General features: G+C 67.1%; 15 protein-coding genes and 1 pseudogene. 6 read left to right on the plus strand and 10 right to left on the minus strand.

All coding sequences use genetic code 11. The features are described 5' to 3' along the window. The first annotated feature begins 8 nt into the window (after window positions 1-8). Entirely contained in the window at window positions 9-1115 is a 1107-nt protein-coding gene (locus GD627_RS00780; protein WP_152270966.1) for a GTP pyrophosphokinase, read from the plus strand. 7 nt (window positions 1116-1122) lie between these two features. Here the strand turns inward: GD627_RS00780 and GD627_RS00785 are convergent, their stop codons facing one another. Next, window positions 1123-1533, minus strand: a complete 411-nt coding sequence (locus tag GD627_RS00785; RefSeq protein ID WP_152270967.1) for a VOC family protein — start codon at window positions 1531-1533, stop codon at window positions 1123-1125. A 31-nt stretch (window positions 1534-1564) separates the two neighbouring features. After that, the gene (locus GD627_RS00790) at window positions 1565-2026 is read right to left on the minus strand and encodes a helix-turn-helix transcriptional regulator (protein WP_194265915.1); all 462 of its coding nucleotides are present in this window, start codon (window positions 2024-2026) and stop codon (window positions 1565-1567) included. A 190-nt stretch (window positions 2027-2216) separates the two neighbouring features. On the opposite strand from GD627_RS00790, the pseudogene GD627_RS16920 reads away from it, so the two are divergent. Then, window positions 2217-2387 (plus strand): annotated as a pseudogene (locus GD627_RS16920) (DNA glycosylase AlkZ-like family protein); the annotation flags it as partial. A 74-nt stretch (window positions 2388-2461) separates the two neighbouring features. Continuing rightward, window positions 2462-3169 carry a DNA glycosylase AlkZ-like family protein gene (locus tag GD627_RS00800; RefSeq protein ID WP_152270969.1) on the plus strand — a complete coding sequence of 236 codons (708 nt, stop codon included), beginning with the start codon at window positions 2462-2464 and terminating at the stop codon, window positions 3167-3169. Between the two features lie 26 nt (window positions 3170-3195). Here GD627_RS00800 and GD627_RS00805 read toward each other — a convergent pair whose 3' ends face one another. Beyond that, window positions 3196-4185: a LacI family DNA-binding transcriptional regulator gene (locus GD627_RS00805; protein ID WP_152270970.1), complete on the minus strand. Its 990-nt coding sequence runs from the start codon at window positions 4183-4185 to the stop codon at window positions 3196-3198. 157 nt (window positions 4186-4342) lie between these two features. On the opposite strand from GD627_RS00805, the gene GD627_RS00810 reads away from it, so the two are divergent. Beyond that, window positions 4343-5341, plus strand: a complete 999-nt coding sequence (locus GD627_RS00810; protein ID WP_152270971.1) for an SDR family NAD(P)-dependent oxidoreductase — start codon at window positions 4343-4345, stop codon at window positions 5339-5341. 78 nt (window positions 5342-5419) lie between these two features. On the opposite strand, the gene GD627_RS00815 is transcribed toward GD627_RS00810, so the two are convergent. The 3 genes from GD627_RS00815 to GD627_RS00825 all read right to left on the minus strand — a co-directional run bounded on the left by GD627_RS00815 (window position 5420) and on the right by GD627_RS00825 (window position 11138). After that, window positions 5420-5887: an SRPBCC family protein gene (locus GD627_RS00815; protein ID WP_152270972.1), complete on the minus strand. Its 468-nt coding sequence runs from the start codon at window positions 5885-5887 to the stop codon at window positions 5420-5422. Between the two features lie 96 nt (window positions 5888-5983). Continuing rightward, window positions 5984-8464: a phosphoketolase family protein gene (locus GD627_RS00820; RefSeq protein ID WP_152270973.1), complete on the minus strand. Its 2481-nt coding sequence runs from the start codon at window positions 8462-8464 to the stop codon at window positions 5984-5986. A gap of 37 nt (window positions 8465-8501) precedes the next feature. Then, entirely contained in the window at window positions 8502-11138 is a 2637-nt protein-coding gene (locus tag GD627_RS00825; protein WP_152270974.1) for an ATP-dependent DNA ligase, read from the minus strand. A gap of 170 nt (window positions 11139-11308) precedes the next feature. Here GD627_RS00825 and GD627_RS00830 point away from each other — a divergent pair, with 170 nt between their 5' ends. Beyond that, the gene (locus GD627_RS00830) at window positions 11309-12808 is read left to right on the plus strand and encodes an SDR family oxidoreductase (RefSeq protein WP_152270975.1); all 1500 of its coding nucleotides are present in this window, start codon (window positions 11309-11311) and stop codon (window positions 12806-12808) included. Window positions 12809-12984: 176 nt separating this feature from the next. Then, the gene (locus GD627_RS00835; protein ID WP_194265918.1) at window positions 12985-14181 is read left to right on the plus strand and encodes a L,D-transpeptidase; all 1197 of its coding nucleotides are present in this window, start codon (window positions 12985-12987) and stop codon (window positions 14179-14181) included. On the opposite strand, the gene GD627_RS00840 is transcribed toward GD627_RS00835, so the two are convergent. From GD627_RS00840 to soxR, 4 genes are all read right to left on the minus strand, one after another. Further along, window positions 14178-14855: a pentapeptide repeat-containing protein gene (locus GD627_RS00840; RefSeq protein ID WP_152270977.1), complete on the minus strand. Its 678-nt coding sequence runs from the start codon at window positions 14853-14855 to the stop codon at window positions 14178-14180. The genes GD627_RS00835 and GD627_RS00840 overlap by 4 nt on opposite strands. A gap of 2 nt (window positions 14856-14857) precedes the next feature. Further along, the gene (locus GD627_RS00845) at window positions 14858-15076 is read right to left on the minus strand and encodes a hypothetical protein (RefSeq protein ID WP_146359673.1); all 219 of its coding nucleotides are present in this window, start codon (window positions 15074-15076) and stop codon (window positions 14858-14860) included. A 56-nt stretch (window positions 15077-15132) separates the two neighbouring features. Further along, window positions 15133-15696, minus strand: a complete 564-nt coding sequence (locus GD627_RS00850; RefSeq protein ID WP_152270978.1) for a flavin reductase family protein — start codon at window positions 15694-15696, stop codon at window positions 15133-15135. 83 nt (window positions 15697-15779) lie between these two features. After that, a complete protein-coding gene (gene soxR / locus GD627_RS00855) occupies window positions 15780-16238 on the minus strand; it encodes a redox-sensitive transcriptional activator SoxR (protein WP_246165223.1) in 459 nt (152 codons plus the stop codon). Window positions 16239-16340: the final 102 nt, after the last annotated feature.

The following is a 16340-nucleotide window of genomic DNA, read 5'->3' on the forward strand; positions in this document are numbered from 1 at the left end:
GGATAGTTTTGAGCGCGTGGGACACACTGGATGAGCGGCTGAGGCCCGTGGTCCAGGCCAGCACGGACGAGTACGCCAGAGTCCGGCCGGCGCTGGAGGCGGTCACGGCGGAGATGGAAACAAACCTGCGTGCGGTCTTTGACGACAGCCCGGTGAAACCGCTGTTTGTCACCTCGCGCACCAAAACGGTGGAGTCCTTCCGGGACAAGGCCTCCCGGATGCTGCCGCCGGAACATCCCGGGGAACTGCCGTCCCTGCTGTTCCCGGACCCGCTGCGCAACCTGACCGATCTGGTGGGGCTGCGCATCATCATGACCCTGCCGCACGAAGTGGATCAGGCGGCCAACCTCATCAAGCGCCAGCGGGCGGAGTTCGACTGCCGCGGGGACCGCGAGAAGGACATTGGCTCCATCGAATCCGGTACCTACGGCTACTCCAGCCGGCACCTGATCCTGCGGACCATCCAGAATGACACCGTCCGCAGATTCCACGCGTTGCTCGAGCCGGACCAGCGCCCCAACGGCAGCTACCTGTTTGAAGTGCAGATCCGCACCGTGCTTGCCCACGCCTGGTCCGAAATTGAGCACGACATCCGTTTCAAGGCCGGCGATCCGCGGGCCTGGAACCCCTACTTCGACCGGCAGTTCACCGCCACGGCGGCCATGCTGGAAACCGTGGAAACGGCTTTTGCCGAGCTGCATGAACGGTACGAGACGGTGACCGGCTTCTGGGATGAGGACGGCCAGGGCAGCGCTCCGCTGACTCCGAACCGGATCCGGCACGTCTGGATGACCCTGCTGCCGCACGTGAACCGCAAATCAGGAGATGACTGGGGCTGGGCGGCCGAGCTGCTCGCCGCGCACGGCATGAAGACCACCATGGACCTGGCCGGCCTGCTGCAGGCCGATGCGATCACCAAGGTCCGGGCAGCCCTGGACCACCGGTATTCCCCGGGTCCGGACCGGCTGCTCGATGACCTGCTGCTGTGGCGGTTCGGCAAGAAGCACATTGACCTCACGGCGGAACCCGAGGATGCCCCGGCCAAACCCCGCCGGGAGTCCCTGGGCCGCCGCTACCGGCTGATGCAGCTGTACCGGGCACGGGAAGCGGAGTAGATACCCGTTACCCCAGGGCGTTGATGCGGATCAGGTTTCCGGCCGGGTCCCGGAAGGCACAGTCGCGGATCCCGTAGGGCTGGTCCACAGGTTCCTGAACCACTTCCGCACCGCGGGCGGCCAGCTGGCCGAAGTCGGTGTCCAGGTCCGGGCTGGCGAAGGTGATCAGGCCGTAGGTGCCTTTGGCCATCATGTCGTAGATGGTTTGGCGTTCGTCCTCCGTGATGCCGGGGGAAGCCGAGGGCGGGTAAAGGACTATGGAGGTTTCCTGGCCCGGTGCGCCCACCGTGATCCAGCGCATCTCGTCGCCGTTGCCGACGTCGTTGCGCACCTCGAAACCGAGCATGTCGCGGTAGAAGCCCAGGGCCGCCTCCGCTCCGGTGTGCGGCAGGAACGTGGTGCTGACGGTGATGTCCATTGTCGTGCCTCTCGTAGCGGGTATGACGCTTTTAGGGTAGGAGTGCGCGGAGTGCCGGCGCTTCTTGATTCCGAACCGGTTTGCCCACCTGCTTTTCCAGACACGGGAGGCCGGTGGACCCGGCGGCGGAGGCCAGTTCCCGGTAGGTGCTGGGCGGCATACCCGCCAGTTCGGAAAACCGCATGCTGAACGTGCCCAGCGAGGAGCACCCGACGGCGAAACAGACGTCCGTCACGGAGAGCCGGCCGGTCCGCAGCAGGGCCATGGCCCGTTCAATGCGGCGGGTCATGAGATACGAGTAGGGGCTTTCACCGTAGGCACTGCGGAAGGAACGGCTGAGGTGGCCGGCGGACATGCCCGCCGCACCGGCTAGAGACTCGACGTTCAACGGCTGGGCGTAGTCCCGGTCGATCCGGTCACGCACCCGCCGCAGCGGCACCAGGTCCTCCCGCCGTGCCCGGCGGGCCGCGGCGGTGGTTCTTCCGGATTCCACGCGGTCAGGCTACCGCAGGCACCACCGGGCACCAAGGGATTGGCGCCGGTCCTTGCCCCAAGCGGCAGCGTCCGCAAGGCTGGGCTCCGTGGCCCTTGAACTTACGGATACGCAGGCGAGGCGTCTCCGCCTGCGTAGCCACCTGCTGCAGGGTTCCGATCTGGCCCCGGCCGACGTCGTGCGCCGCGCGGTGGCACTGCAGGGACAGGACCTGCCTGCCGTGCTGCGCGCCGTTGCCGTGCGCTCACGCCCCGGCACCACCGTGCAGGACGTCCGGGATGCCTTCGACAGCGGTGAGCTGGTGCGGGGGTGGCCCATGCGCGGGACACTGTTCGCGACCACCCCGGCGCATCTGGCGGCCCTGTTGCGCTTCACGGCGGAACGACCCGCGCCGCGGCGGCGCGGAGAAGGACGGAACTCGGCCTGGATGACGCTGTGCTGCGCCGCAGCCGAGCGTCCCTGCGGGAGGCATTGGGCGAACGGCCGCTGCGGCGGGCAGAGATTCTGGAGCTGTGGTCCCGGGCGAGGATTGAGACGGCTGACGGCCGCGGCTACCACCTGCTGATGCACCTGGCGGTCGAGGGCCTTTTCCACTGGGGCAGGTTTGCTCCGGCGGGCACGGAACAGCTCGCCACCCTCACGGAAGACCGTGGCACGGCCGACACCGGAGGGGCCGGCGATGACCTCAGCCCTATCGTCCGCGGATTCGTGCAGGCGCGCGGCCCGGTCACGGACGCGGACCTGGCGTGGTGGACCAAGCTGCCCAAAACCGTGGTGCGGCGTGCGGCCGCGGAGGCCGGGGATCTTCTGGAGGTGTCGGTGCAGGGCAGGCCCGCCTGGCTAATCGGGGACGCAGCAGCTCCGGAACCTTCCGGTGTCATCCTGGTGCCCGGCTTCGATGAATGGATCCTGGGATACGCGGACCGTTCACTGGTGGCCGGGATCGCCGCGCTGCAGTCGGTGGTGCCGGGGAACAACGGTATTTTCCGTCCGGCAATCCTGGTGGACGGCGTCGTGGTGGGTACCTGGCGTCCGCCGCGGGGCAAACGCACGGCAGAACCGGTGATTCGCCTGGTGGAGCCGGTAACGCCTGCCACCCGGCGGGCGGTGGAGGAGGCCGTGGCGGCGTGGCCGCACGGCTAGCGCCGAGGTGGAATTCCGCTGCCGGGTCAGGCCGAGGCCCGCAGGACCAGGCTGACCGCAGGCGGGCGGGCCACCGCCGGCGCTGCACCGTCCGCGGCTGCTCCGGAGGCGGAAGCCAGTGCGGCCTGCCCAAAGTGCTCCCCCAGCCGGCGCGCATCCACGCTCACCGTGGTCAGCGGCGGCACGGCCAGCCCGGCCAGCGGAATGTCTTCGGCACCGATCACAGCCAAATCCCGGGGGGCCTGCAGCCCGCGGACCGCCAGTCCGGACAGCACTGCGAAGGCATGGTCGTCATCGAACGCGCAGACCGCGCTGACCGGGTCCTCCGTGTCCAGCCAGCGGCCGACGGCGGATGCCGCCTCGTCGGCGTCCAGCCCCAGGCGCTCCACGGCGGGAGCAGGCAACCCGTACCGGGCACAGGCGTCCGCGATGGCGGCCACCCGGACCCGGACACGCCAGGCGTACCCGGACTCCGGCGGCACGGCCACGCCTATCCTGCTATGCCCGGACTCCACCAGGTGCTTTACCTGCAGCGCACCGATACCCAGGTCCGGAGCCAACGGATCCCCTGCTGCCTGTGGCAGGGAAACAACCGTGATGCCGGCCGCCTGAACCGCTGCCAGCTCCGTTTCCTCCAGCGGGGCGATAAGAATCAACGCGGCCGGCGCCAATGACTGCACAAGGGATACGGCTCCGCCCCGGGACGGCAGCCGATGTGCCACCAGACGCAGTCCGTGGTGTTCCACCTGTTCGGAGGCCGCGTCGATGATCATGGCCAGCGCCCGGCCCAGGGGCTCGGGCGGCAGCAGCATCAGCACCAGGTCGCTGCGTCCGCGGCGCAGTGTGCGGGCAGCAGTGGAGGGCGTGTAGCCGAGGACCCGCGCGGCCGCAAGCACCCGGTCCCGGGTGGCAGCGGAGATGCTCTGCCCGGTCCGGCCGTTCAGCACGTAGCTGACCGTGGCCCGGGAAACTCCCGCAGCCTTGGCAACGTCGCTGGAGGTGGCCCTGCGTTCCACGGCCTTCCTTTCGGTCTTATGCCTTTCGGATTTCTCCGGTACTCTGACGGTACAGGCAACTTACACGTGTAAGTATCATACGGACACAGCAGTGAGGCTGCCCTGTCACCCGCGGCCGCGGAAAACACGGCCGCCCTCGATTGGAAAGGACCGGTCCATGGCCAATTCGCCCATCACCGCCCAGAACACCGTCCAGCAGTGGCTCGACCACCCCACCGGCGGCCCCGCCCTCCGCGGCATGCTTGCGCAGGCCGGCAGCGACGAGTCCACACTGGGCCCGGCACTGACCCTGAAGCTGCAGCAGCTGGTGGACCTGAGCCAGGGACAGTTCCCGCAGGCCGCCGTCGATGAACTCGTCAAGGCTGCGAACGGCGGCGTGATGCCGGAGACCGAAGCCACCGTGCTGCCGACTGTGGCCGGCCGCTTCGAAGGCCGCACCATCATCGTCACCGGTGCCGGATCCGGCATTGGACGGGCCACCGCCGCCCGGATCTCCCGCGAAGGCGGCCGCGTGATCGCCGTCGACATCGCCGAAACGAAAATCCAGGAGCTCGCCGGCGAGCTCGGTGAGTCCATCGTCCCGGTGGCGGCAGACCTCACCGACCTTTCCGCCGTCGAGCGCATCATCGCCGCCGCCGGATCCAGCATCGACGGCCTGGCCAACGTGGCGGGCATCAATGATGACTTCTCGCCGCTGCACGAGGTCTCCGACGCCATGTGGCAAAAGATCTTCGCCGTCAACGTGGACGGTCTGGTCCGCCTGACCCGCGCCGTGCTGCCCACCATGCTCGAGGCCGGCAAGGGCTCGATCGTGAACATCACCTCCGAGGCCGGCCTGCGCGGCTCCGCCTCCGGCGTGGCCTACACCGCCTCCAAGCACGCCGTGGTGGGCATTACCCGCAGCACCGCGTTTATGTATGCCCGTGAAGGCATACGCGTCAACGCCGTGGCTCCCGGCGGCGTCGCCACCGGCATTCCGATGGGCGGCAAGACCAGCGAGTACGGCGAGGCGCGCCTGGCCCCGGCACGCGTCAACATCCCGGGCCTGGCCTCGGCCGAGGACCTGGCGGCGTCCATCACCTTCCTGCTCAGCGATGACGGCGTGAACATCAACGGCGCCATCCTGCCCTCCGACGGCGGCTGGTCCGCGGTCTAATACCAGGCCAAACGTACGACGGCGGCCGGCGCCCTCCCGAAGGAAGGCACCGGCCGCCGTCGTACGTCTATGTACCTCTTACGCGCCGGAAACCGCTGCGGCGAGCTTATTCAGCGATTCCTCAAGGTCGTCCTTGGACACCATCGGGAAGGAGACCTGCTTCAGGGTTTCCTTGTCGGTGACGTGGGACCAGTCGTAGGTCAGGGTGACCTCGGTGGAGTCGGCACCCTCGGCCTGCAGTTCCCAGACCCACTGCCAGCCCTTGGGTTCGGTGCCGGCCGGAGCCGTCTGCCAGGCCAGCAGCTTGTTGGCGTCGTACCCGGTGACGTGGTTTTCCGTCTGGTAGTCGCCCATTTTTTCGTTGTGCATGTTCATCTTGAAGACCTGGCCGGAAGCCGTAATGCGGTCGGTCTTCTCATCCGAGACCACCATGCCGGAACCGTCCAGCTCGTGGTGGCGCTCGGGGTTGGACAGCAGGTTGAAAATGTCTGCTGCCGAGGCATCGATGACCCGGGAAACTACAACACTCGTCTGATCAGTGGTCAATGAACTCTCCTTCGATGGATGGATCGTACTTTTTCCACGGCGGCCGGCCGGTGAGCCGGCGCCGAAGCCTGTGCGTATCCGCCCGGACCGATGAAACTAGCCGGGCGTGTCCTGCTCTGCTTCCTGCAGGTTCCAGCCGGTGATGTACGGCGGATCCTGCCCCTCGTCGCGGGTGTACTGCCGGGCACGTGCCCGTTCGTCCTGCAGATACTGCCGGAAGGACGCCTGCGTCGATCTCAGCGACGCTACCCGGTCCAGCACGTCGATGGCCAATTGGAACCGGTCAATCTGGTTCAGCATGGCCATGTCGAACGGCGTGGTGGTGGTGCCTTCCTCCTTGTAGCCGCGCACGTGCAGGTTGTCGTGGTTGGTGCGCCGGTAGGTCAGGCGGTGAATCAGCCACGGATAGCCGTGATAGGCGAAAATCACCGGCTTACCGGTGGTGAACAGGGTATCGAAATCCCGGTCCGGCAGCCCGTTCGGATGCTCCTTCGGATCCTGCAGCGCCATCAGGTCCACCACGTTGACCACCCGGATCTTCAACTCGGGCAGCTGTTCCTTCAGCAGCGCGGCGGCAGCGACCGTTTCCAGGGTGGGGACGTCACCGGCGCAGGCCATCACAACGTCAGGTTCGGTCCGGGCGCCCGGGCCGGCACCTTCGCTGCCGGCGAAGTCCCAGATGCCGACGCCGCGCTCAACGTGCAGTAGAGCCTGTTCCGGGTCCAGCCAGACCGGGGCCGGCTGCTTGCCGGAGACCACCACGTTGACCCGGTCCCGGCTGTCCAGGATGTGCCCGGCCACCGCCAGCAGGGTGTTGGCGTCCGGCGGCAGGTAGACCCGGATGACCTCTGCCTTTTTGTTCACCACGTGGTCGATAAAACCCGGATCCTGGTGCGAGAACCCGTTGTGGTCCTGCTGCCAGACGTGGCTGGAGAGCAGGTAGTTCAGCGACGCGACCGGCTGCCGCCAGCTAAGGCCCCGGCTGACCTTCAGCCACTTGGCGTGCTGGTTGAACATGGAATCCACAATGTGCACAAAGGCTTCGTAGCAGTTGAACACCCCGTGCCGGCCGGTCAGCAGGTAGCCTTCCAGCCACCCCTCGCAAAGGTGCTCGCTGAGCACCTCGGCCACGCGTCCGCTGCGCGCCAGGTGTTCGTCGAGTTCGTCGATCCGCTGCTGCCAGGCCTTGTCGGTGACGTCATAGACGGCCTGCAGCCGGTTGGACGCTGTCTCATCCGGGCCGAAGATCCGGAAGTTGGACGGGTTCTTCCGGATCACCTCGCGCAGGTAGCCGCCCAGGTTAAACATCGGGCTGACCCGTTCGGAGCCCGGATGGTCGATCTTCACCGCATGGTCCGCGTAGTCCGGCAGGTGCAGGTCCTGGAGCAGGCGCCCGCCGTTGGCGTACGGCGTCGCGCTCATCCGCAGGTCCCCTTCCGGGGCCAGCCGGGCAACCTCCTCCACCAGCCGGCCGTCCGCGCCAAACAGGTCCTCGGGGCGGTAGGACTGCAGCCATTCCTGCAGCTGGGCCAGATGCTCCGGGTTGTCATGGATCTCGGACAGCGGCACCTGGTGCGCCCGCCAGGTGCCTTCGACCTGCAGCCCGTCGACGACGGCGGGACCGGTCCAACCCTTGGGGGAGCGGAACACGATCATCGGCCAGCGCGGCGCATGCTGCTCCACCGCGTCGGCGCCGGGGACGTCCGGGGCCATCGCGGTCTTTTCGCCGGTGCGGTACGGCTCCTGGATCGCGGTGATTTCCGCCAGACAGGTCTCCAGCACAGCCGCGAAGTCCTCATGCGCCTGCCGGACGGCGGCCGGGTCCTCCACTGTCACCACGTAGGGGCGGTAGCCGTAGCCTTCGAGCAGTTTCAGCAGCTGTTCCTCGGGCATCCGGGACAGGATGGTGGGGTTGGCGATCTTGTAGCCGTTCAGGTGCAGGATGGGCAGCACCGCTCCGTCCACGGCCGGGTCAAGGAAGCTGTTGGAGTGCCAGCTGGCGGCCAGCGGGCCGGTTTCGGCCTCGCCGTCGCCGATCACCGTGGCAGCCACCAGGTCCGGGTTGTCGAAGACCGCCCCGTAGGCGTGGGCCAGGGAATAGCCCAGTTCACCGCCCTCGTGGATGGAGCCGGGGGTCTCGGGAGCCGCGTGGCTGGGGATGCCGCCCGGGTAGGAGAACTGCCTGAACAGGGTGCGCAGGCCCTCTTCGTCGCGGCCCACATGGCTGTAAATCTCGGAGTAGGTGCCCTCCAGCCAGGCATTCGCAACATTGGCAGGGCCGCCGTGCCCGGGTCCGGTAATGAACAGGACGTTGCGTTTCTGCTCGCAGATCAGCCGGTTCAGGTGGGCGTAGATGAAGTTCAGCCCGGGTGTGGTCCCCCAATGGCCCAGCAGCCGCGCCTTGACGTCGGATTTTTCCAGCGGCCGGCGCAGCAGCGGGTTGTCCCGCAGGTAAATCTGCCCGGCAGAGAGGTAGTTCGCGGCCCGCCACCAGGCGTCCACGCCGTCCAGGGCGCTGTCTGGATGCGGTTCGGTGCCGGGAATGCGGGCCGGCGGGGCGGCACTGGTCTCGGTCATCTGAGGGTCCTTTCCGGTCGGTGTCGGCGTGGTTCGCCTAGGCGGTCTCCACCACGACGTCGGACGGTTTCTTATCCGGGCGCAGGCCGCGCCAGACGGGATGGCGGAGTTTTCCGGTGCCGGTGCGCTCGGAGAAGGTCACTTCGCCCACCAGCGCGGGCCGTACCCACTGGGCATCGGAGGCATCTGCCGAGGGCACGTCGTCCAGCGGTGCCGTCTTGCGGGACATCTTCTTCAAGCGCGGACCGATGGTTGCGAGGTCCTTCTCGCTCAGGCCGGACCCCACCCGTCCGATGTATTTCAGGTCCACCCCGTCCGGAATGGCAACCAGGAGGGACCCGACCTTGTTCTGCCGGTTGCCCTGCCCCGGCCGCCAGCCCACCACCACTACCTCCTGCGTGAGCTGGTTCTTCAGCTTCACCCAGTTCTTGGAACGCCGGCCGGGAGCATAGGTGCTGCTGCGGCGCTTGGCCACCACCCCTTCCAGGCCGAGTTCCTTGCTGGCTGCCACCGCCTGGTCCATGGACATGTCCAGGGCGGGCGGAACCTGGAGGTGCCCGTCGGGAACGGGCTCGACGGCCTGCTCGAGAATTTCCCGGCGCTGTTCGTAGGTGAGGTCCGCCAGCGAGTTTCCGTCCAGCCAGAGCAGGTCGAAAACCATCAGGTGCACCGGCGTCCGTGCGGCGGCGGCCGCGATTTCCCGCAGCTTGGTCAGGTGCATGCGCGGCTGCAGCAGCCCGAAGTCCGGCCGGCCGGCCTTGTTCAGCGCAACAATTTCAGCATCCAGTACGGCCCGCTCGCCATTCAGGTGGGCACGGAGATCCTGCAGTTCCGGATACGCGGCGGTCATGTCGTTGCCGTTGCGGGAGAGAAGCCGGGCTCCCTCCGGTGTCACGGTGACGACGGCGCGTACACCGTCCCATTTCATTTCGAAGGCCCACTCGTCGTCGTCGTTGATTTCGGCGCGGCTGCCGGCTGTTGCCATCATCGGTTCGACGCGGGGCATGGAGGCGTCTGCGGCGTCACGGGACACCTTCTTGATATCGACGGTCACGGTTTCCGCCGGGGCCGCAGCCGTAGCCGTCTGGGCCCGGACGGCTGCCGCAACACTGCCCGCGGGTGATTCCGGCGCTCCGGCAGGGGCGCCGCCGGGCGCGTCCTCCGCCGGCACCTCACCTTTTTCGCCCGGCCGGGGCTGGTTTTTCATCAGGTGGATCAGCCAGTTGTTGTTGGCCTTGCCCTCGCCGGAGCCGGTGTGGATCAGCGCGTAGCGGCGGTCCGCCGCTCCCTCCCGGGCCAGGCCGCCGTCGGGCTGGCCATGCAGTACGGCGATGACTTCCTTGCCATCCCGCCACTTTTCGCGCTCGTAGGTGCCGTGATCCCAGATGGTGACGTCCCCGCCTCCATATTCCCCTTTGGGAATATGTCCTTCAAATGTCCCGTAATCCAGGGGATGGTCCTCGGTCTGCACGGCCAGGTTGTTCTTTCCGGACGTCGACGGCGGTCCCTTGGGCAGTGCCCAGGACACCAGCACGCCGTCATGCTCCAGCCGGAAATCCCAGTGCAGCCGGCGGGCATGGTGCTCCTGGATCACGAAGGTGTTGCCCTCCGAGGGGGTGGACGGCTCATCCGGGACCGGCTCCGGTGTCTTCGCGGCGTCGCGCATGCTCCGGTACTTGGTCAGCCGGTCCGTGCCGCCGCCCGCGGACCGGACCTCCCCGGGCGCCTCCCCGGAGTCCGCCGTGGCCTCCTCCAGCGACTCCTCCTCGAAGATGCCGCTCTCCATTCCCGCGAGCGGGGCGGCGCCGTCGCGGACCCTCTCCAAAACCTGTTCATAGTCCAGCTGCGCCAGGTCCGGATCATCCAGTTCCTCCCAGGTCCGCGGTGCGGCAACCGTCGGACTGAACCGGCCGCGCAGGGAGTAGGGGCAGATGGTGGTTTTGTTGCCGTTGTTCTGGCTCCAGTCCACCAGCACCTTGCCCTTGCGGAGCGTCTTTTTCATATCGCTGACCACCAGGTCCGGATGGTCTGCCTCCAAGGCGCGGGCCAGTTCATGGGCGACGGCATTGATGTCATCGGAGCTTTGGCTGCCGTCCAGCGCAGCGTAGAGGTGGATGCCCTTGGATCCGCTGGTCACGGGCCGGGCATCCAGGCCCATGTCGACCAGGATGGTCCGCGCCAGGCGGGCCACTTCGGCGCATTCGGCCAGTCCCGCGCCGTCCCCGGGGTCCAGGTCCAGCACCATCCGGTCCGCGTTGCCGATCCGGCCGCGCGGCCCGAACTGCCACTGCGGAACATGGATTTCCAGGGCGGCGGACTGGGCCAGCCAGGTCAATGTGGCCAGGTCATTGACCAGGGGATAGATGTTGGTACCGCTCTTGTGCTCGATCGGGAACCGCTTCACCCAGGACGGTGCGGAGTCCTCAATGTTCTTCTGGAAGAACACCTGCCCGGGATGGTCCGGCGTGCCGACGCCGTGCACCCAGCGTTTACGGGTGGCCGCCCGGTTGCGCGAGTGCGGCAGCATAACCTCGGCCACCGCAGCGTAGTAGGAAATCACGTCCGCCTTCGTGGTCCCCGTTTCCGGATACAGCACCTTGTCCAGATTGGTGAGGCGGAGCCGGTGTCCTTCCACGCTGACGGTTTCCTGCGTCTTCCCTCCGCCTGTCGCCATGCCCCTAGTCTTACCGGGATAACGAACAAATACCAGTATTTCATCAGGGGGCTTATCAATAGTTCGGGAATGCGCGGTTCCGGCGGGCAGAACTCAGGTTGGACACCCATTTCGCCCAGAGCGTTCCGCCGCCCTGACCACCGGGGGCAGCGCGTGTGTATGTTGGGGAAATGACAGATCGCCAGCATGTCCTGGTCACCGGCGCCACGGGCTACATCGGTGGGCGGCTGGTTCCGCTGCTGCTCGAAGACGGCCATCAGGTCCGGGTCCTGGCCCGCTCCCCCGAAAAGCTCTCCGACGTGCCGTGGGCGTCCGACGTCGAAATCGTCCAGGGCGACCTTTCGGACCGGGACTCCACCAGGGAAGCGTTCACCGGCATCGATACCCTGTATTTCCTGGTGCATTCCATGGCTTCCGGCAAGGGGTTCAGCGACCAGGAGTCGGCGATTGCCCGGCTGGTGGCCGAGACGGCAGCGGAAGCAGGGGTCAAACGGATTGTCTACCTCGGCGGCCTGCATCCCGAAGGCGAACTGTCGCCGCACATGAAATCCCGGACCGAGGTGGGACGCATCCTGCTCGACGGCGAGGTTCCGGCGGTGGTGTTCCAGGCCGGCGTCGTGATCGGCTCCGGGTCCGCGTCCTTCGAGATGATCCGGCACCTCACGGAAACGCTGCCCGTCATGCCGGCGCCCAGCTGGGTGCGGCGCCAGATCGAGCCGATTGCCGTCCGGGATGTGCTGCATTACCTGGTGCGGGCCGTGGACATCCCCGCCGAGGTGAACCGGACCTTCGACATTGGCTCGCGTGATGTCCTGACTTATGCGGAGATCATGAACGGATACGCGGAGGAGGCCGGGCTGCCCCGCCGGCGGATCTACGCACTGCCGCTGCCGGCCCCCCGGCTGGCCGGACACTGGGTGGCCCTGGTGACGCCGATTCCGCGTTCCATGGCGCTGCCGCTCGTCGAGTCCCTGCAGCACGACGCCGTCGCCAAGGAACACGACATTGACCGGTATCTGCCGCTGCCCGACGGCGGGCTGACCGACTACCACGACGCCGTGAAGCGGGCACTGGGCAGGGAAAAACGCGGCGAGGTGGAAACCACGTGGGCCAATGCCACGGCCTCTGCCGATCTGGCCTCCGATCCGCTGCCCAGCGACCCGGACTGGGCGGGGCAGACGGTCTATGTGGACTCGCGTCAGCGCCGGGCGGACGTTGATCCGGCAGCGGTCTGGCAGGTTATCGAGGGAGTGGGCGGCCGCAACGGCTGGTATTCGCTGCCGATGGCGTGGGCCATCCGCGGAGTCCTGGACAAGACCGTGGGCGGTGCCGGCCTGACCCGCGGCCGGCGCAATCCCACCACGCTGTATACCGGGGACGTGGTGGACTGGTGGCGGGTGGAACGGCTCGAGCGCGGCACCCTGCTGCGGCTGCGCGCGGAGATGCGGGTACCGGGCAAGGCCTGGCTGGAGATGCGCGTGGATCCGGACGGCAACGGCGGCAGCATGTACCGGCAGCGGGCCATTTACTTCCCGAAGGGTCTGGGCGGGAAGCTGTACTGGTGGCTCATCGCCCCCTTCCACGGCCTGATTTTTCCCTCCATGGCGAAGAACATCACCCGGCAGGCCGCCCGGCTGACCCCTCCCGCCAGTCCGCAGGCTGCCGGGTAGGCGACGATTCCATAACGGTGCTCCGGATATCCGGACAAGCTAATATCATCGGTAGGATAATAGGCGCCGGACCAGCCGGCTCAGCTGTAATAGTGTCGGTTCCGTCTGTTTGACGGTGCCGGCGGATACTTTGAGGGGACCTGGCTGTGCAGGACAAAAAGAGCCGAAAGTGGCCGATGGCCGTGGCGGTAGCCGCTGTCCTGGTCGTGGGCGGAACCGCCTGCTCCCCGGACAACTCCGGGGAGTCATCCCCCGGCGCCGGTGCGTCCTCTGACGCCGGTGCATCGTCGTCGGCTGCGCCGTCCAAGCAGGCCGACCCGGTATCCATCACCACTACGCCGGCGGACGGGGCTGTAGGCGTCAACCCGGCCGAGACGCCCTCGGTCACCGCCGTCAATGCTGAAATCACAAAAGTGACCCTGAAGCCGGCGTCCGGCGGCGAGCCCGTTCCCGGCGTGCTGTCCGCCGACGGCGCCGCCTGGACCGCCGACGCACCGCTGGCGTTCAACACCAAGTACGGCATGGAAGTGGTGCTCAAGGACTCCAACGGCAAGGAGACCACCCGCAGCCAGGGCTTCGAAACCGTGCTTCCCGCCAATGAAGCCAATGCCTTCATGTATCCGCAGAACGCGGCGGACGTCGGTGTCGGCCAGCCCATCGAGATCACCTTCAGCGAACCCGTCACCAACAAGGACGCGGTGGAGCAGGCCATCAAGATCACCAGCACGTCGGGCCAGACCGGCGCCTTTTACTGGATTACGGACAACCGCGTCCGCTACCGGCCGGAGGCCTTCTGGGCTCCGAACAGTGCCATCACCGTGGACATGCAGCTGTTCGGTGTGGATTTCGGCAACGGCATGATCGGCAACTTCAACGAAACCCGCACCTTCACCACGCACAACACCCGCCTGGCCGTGGTGGATAACAACACCAAGACCATGCAGGTGTTCCTCGACGGAGCACTGGTCCGGACCTTCCCGGTGACCCTGGGCGAACCTACCTGGCCCTCACCCTCGGGCTATCAAGTGGTGGTGAGCCAGCATGAGAAGCTGCCCTTCCGCGCCGAGAGCATCGGCCTGTCACCCGGAGACCCCGACTACTACGAGCCGTTCGACGCATCCTGGGCCAGCCGCCTGACCAACAGCGGCGTCTTTGTCCACCAGGCCCTCAACGGCGCCGTGGGTGCCCTGGGAAGGATCAATGTGTCCCACGGCTGTGTGGGGATGTCGGAAGAGGGTGCCAAGTACTTCTATGACACGTTCGACGCCGGGGACTTGGTGCAGGTACTGAACACCGAAGCCGGTCCGGTGTCCATCGATGACGGCTACGGGGACTGGAACATCCCCTGGGACCAGTACGCGGGCCAGCCCTAGGCTTCCACCCGCAGGCCCAGCTGGGCCGCGAGCAGCGGAGCCAGCAGCACCAGCTGCTCTTCGTCCACCGTGAATCCCTTGAGCCCGGCCAGGCCCGTGATGCTCCGGAACGCCGATCCGCGCAGGTCCGCGTCCACGGCCATGCCGCCGCTGCCCAGCAGCAGCGAGTCGATCCGACAGTCGCGGAACGCCACCCGGTTCAGCCGCGCGCCGTCCAGGTCCAGTTCACCGATGATGCAGTTGGAGAACAGGACGTTGGTCAGCGAACAGCCGCGCAGGTTCAGGAAATCGATCTTTCCGCCCTCCACCCGGACGGAGTTCCAGGTTCCGCCGTAGAGCTCCGCCGACCCCAGCCGCGGGTTGTCGATCTCCACGTCCCGGAAGGTGGTCCGGGCAGCCCGGAGCACCGGCGCGTACAGGTTTTCCAGAATGGATTCCAGGAACCGGGCGGCCGTGAGATCGGCGTTATCGAGGGAGACTCCGGTGAGGCTGCATTCGGAGAACACTGCTCCGCGCAGCTCTTTGCCGGCGAAGGATTCCCCGGTGTAGGCCACGGCTTCCTGGTGGCTGCCCACGGGAACATCGACGCCGGCCGCCAGCTCCTGCAGGCGGACGGGATCCAGGACGGGTGCTTTGGTTCCAGTGCTGCCGGAGGCGGTTCGGGACCGGGACATGCCTAGGCGGAGCGCCGGCCGAACAAGAAGTAGGCGAGGGGGCCGGCGAAGTTAATACCGCACGCAGCCATCCACCAGCCGCGGCTGCCCCGGATGAGGTCCTTCGGACGCCGCCGCAGATCGCGCAGCGCGGCTCCCGCAAGCAGGAACTGAAGCCCGGCCAGGACACCGACGCCCTTCTTCTGTCCGCTGCTGAGGTCCTTGAACTTCTTTTTGGCCATGGCTGTGCCTTCCGGAGGATTCCCTGCCGGCAGCCGCCGGCAGGTGTTATACCCGATTATTCCCTATGCGCTGCAGGGCCGCCGGATGCAACCTGGCCGGCCTGGCCCAGTACGGAGTGTCCGCCCAGCCGGTGATAGGTCCGGTTGTGGTAGACGAGCGGTTCCTGATCCGTGCCGCCCGGCAGGACCTCCAGGACGGTGGCAGCGATCAGGATGGAACCCCCGACGGGGATCCTGCCGTCGATCCGGCACCGCAGCGCCACGGGGGCTTCCTCCAGGAGCGGTTCGCCGCCGGGCAGGGTGCGGCTTGGCGTGGAGCCGAACCTGTCTGCGCCCTGGCGTGCGAAAAGCGCTGCCAGGCCGGCATTGTCTGCACCGAGCAGATGGACGACGACGGTCTCGGCGCGGGCAATCACCCCGGCCGTGCCGTGGGTTGAGGCCAGGGAGAAGGACAGGATCGGCGGTTCGGCTGACACGGAGGACACCGAGGAGGCGGTCAGCCCCACCGGGCCGCTGCCGTCGTCGGTCGTAATGATGGCCACTCCCGCCGGATGCGCCCGAAAGGCGTCCTTGAAGTCATCCGTTATCTTCCGCTCGCACAGAGCCGTATTCCGCGTCATTTTGAGTCCTTCCCCAGACCAACCCATCGAGGGCATTCCTCAACGCTAAAACCTCAACCTTAGTTGAGGTCAAATCGCTTGAGTCAGAGGTCGAACGCCCGGGCGCCGGTTCCGGTGCCGGAATCCCCCGGATTGACAAACCGGCACTGGGCCAAGGAGAGACAGCCGCAGCCGATACACCCGTCCAGCCGGTCACGCAGTGCCTGCAGGTGCCGGATACGGGTGTTGAGTTCCTGCTGCCACGCGGCCGAAAGGCGTTGCCAGTCGGCCTGGTCCGGCACCCCGTCCGGAGGCAGCTCCGCGAAGGCACGGTTGATGACGGCGAGGGGAATGCCTGCCTGCTGGGCGGCACGGATCACGGCCACCCGCCGCAGTACCGAACGGTCATAGCGCCGCTGGTTGCCCTGGGTACGGCGGCTGGAGAGCAGCCCCTGCCGTTCGTAAAAGTGCAGCGCAGAGACACTGACCCCGCTGCGCTCGGCAACCTGTCCCACGGACAGTTCAACGCGTGCCGGGGCGGTTTTGGGGATATTCGATTCCACGGCACAGCCTTTCCTTGACTGCATCCATTATCCGCCGCGCGCCTCTGTCTCCGCTCCCTGCCGCCGCCCGGTGGAAGGGGCCTGCGGGATTCCGGGACAATC

The sequence above is a fragment of the Arthrobacter yangruifuii genome, from assembly GCF_009192775.1.
Taxonomy (GTDB): Bacteria; Actinomycetota; Actinomycetes; order Actinomycetales; family Micrococcaceae; genus Arthrobacter_B; species Arthrobacter_B yangruifuii.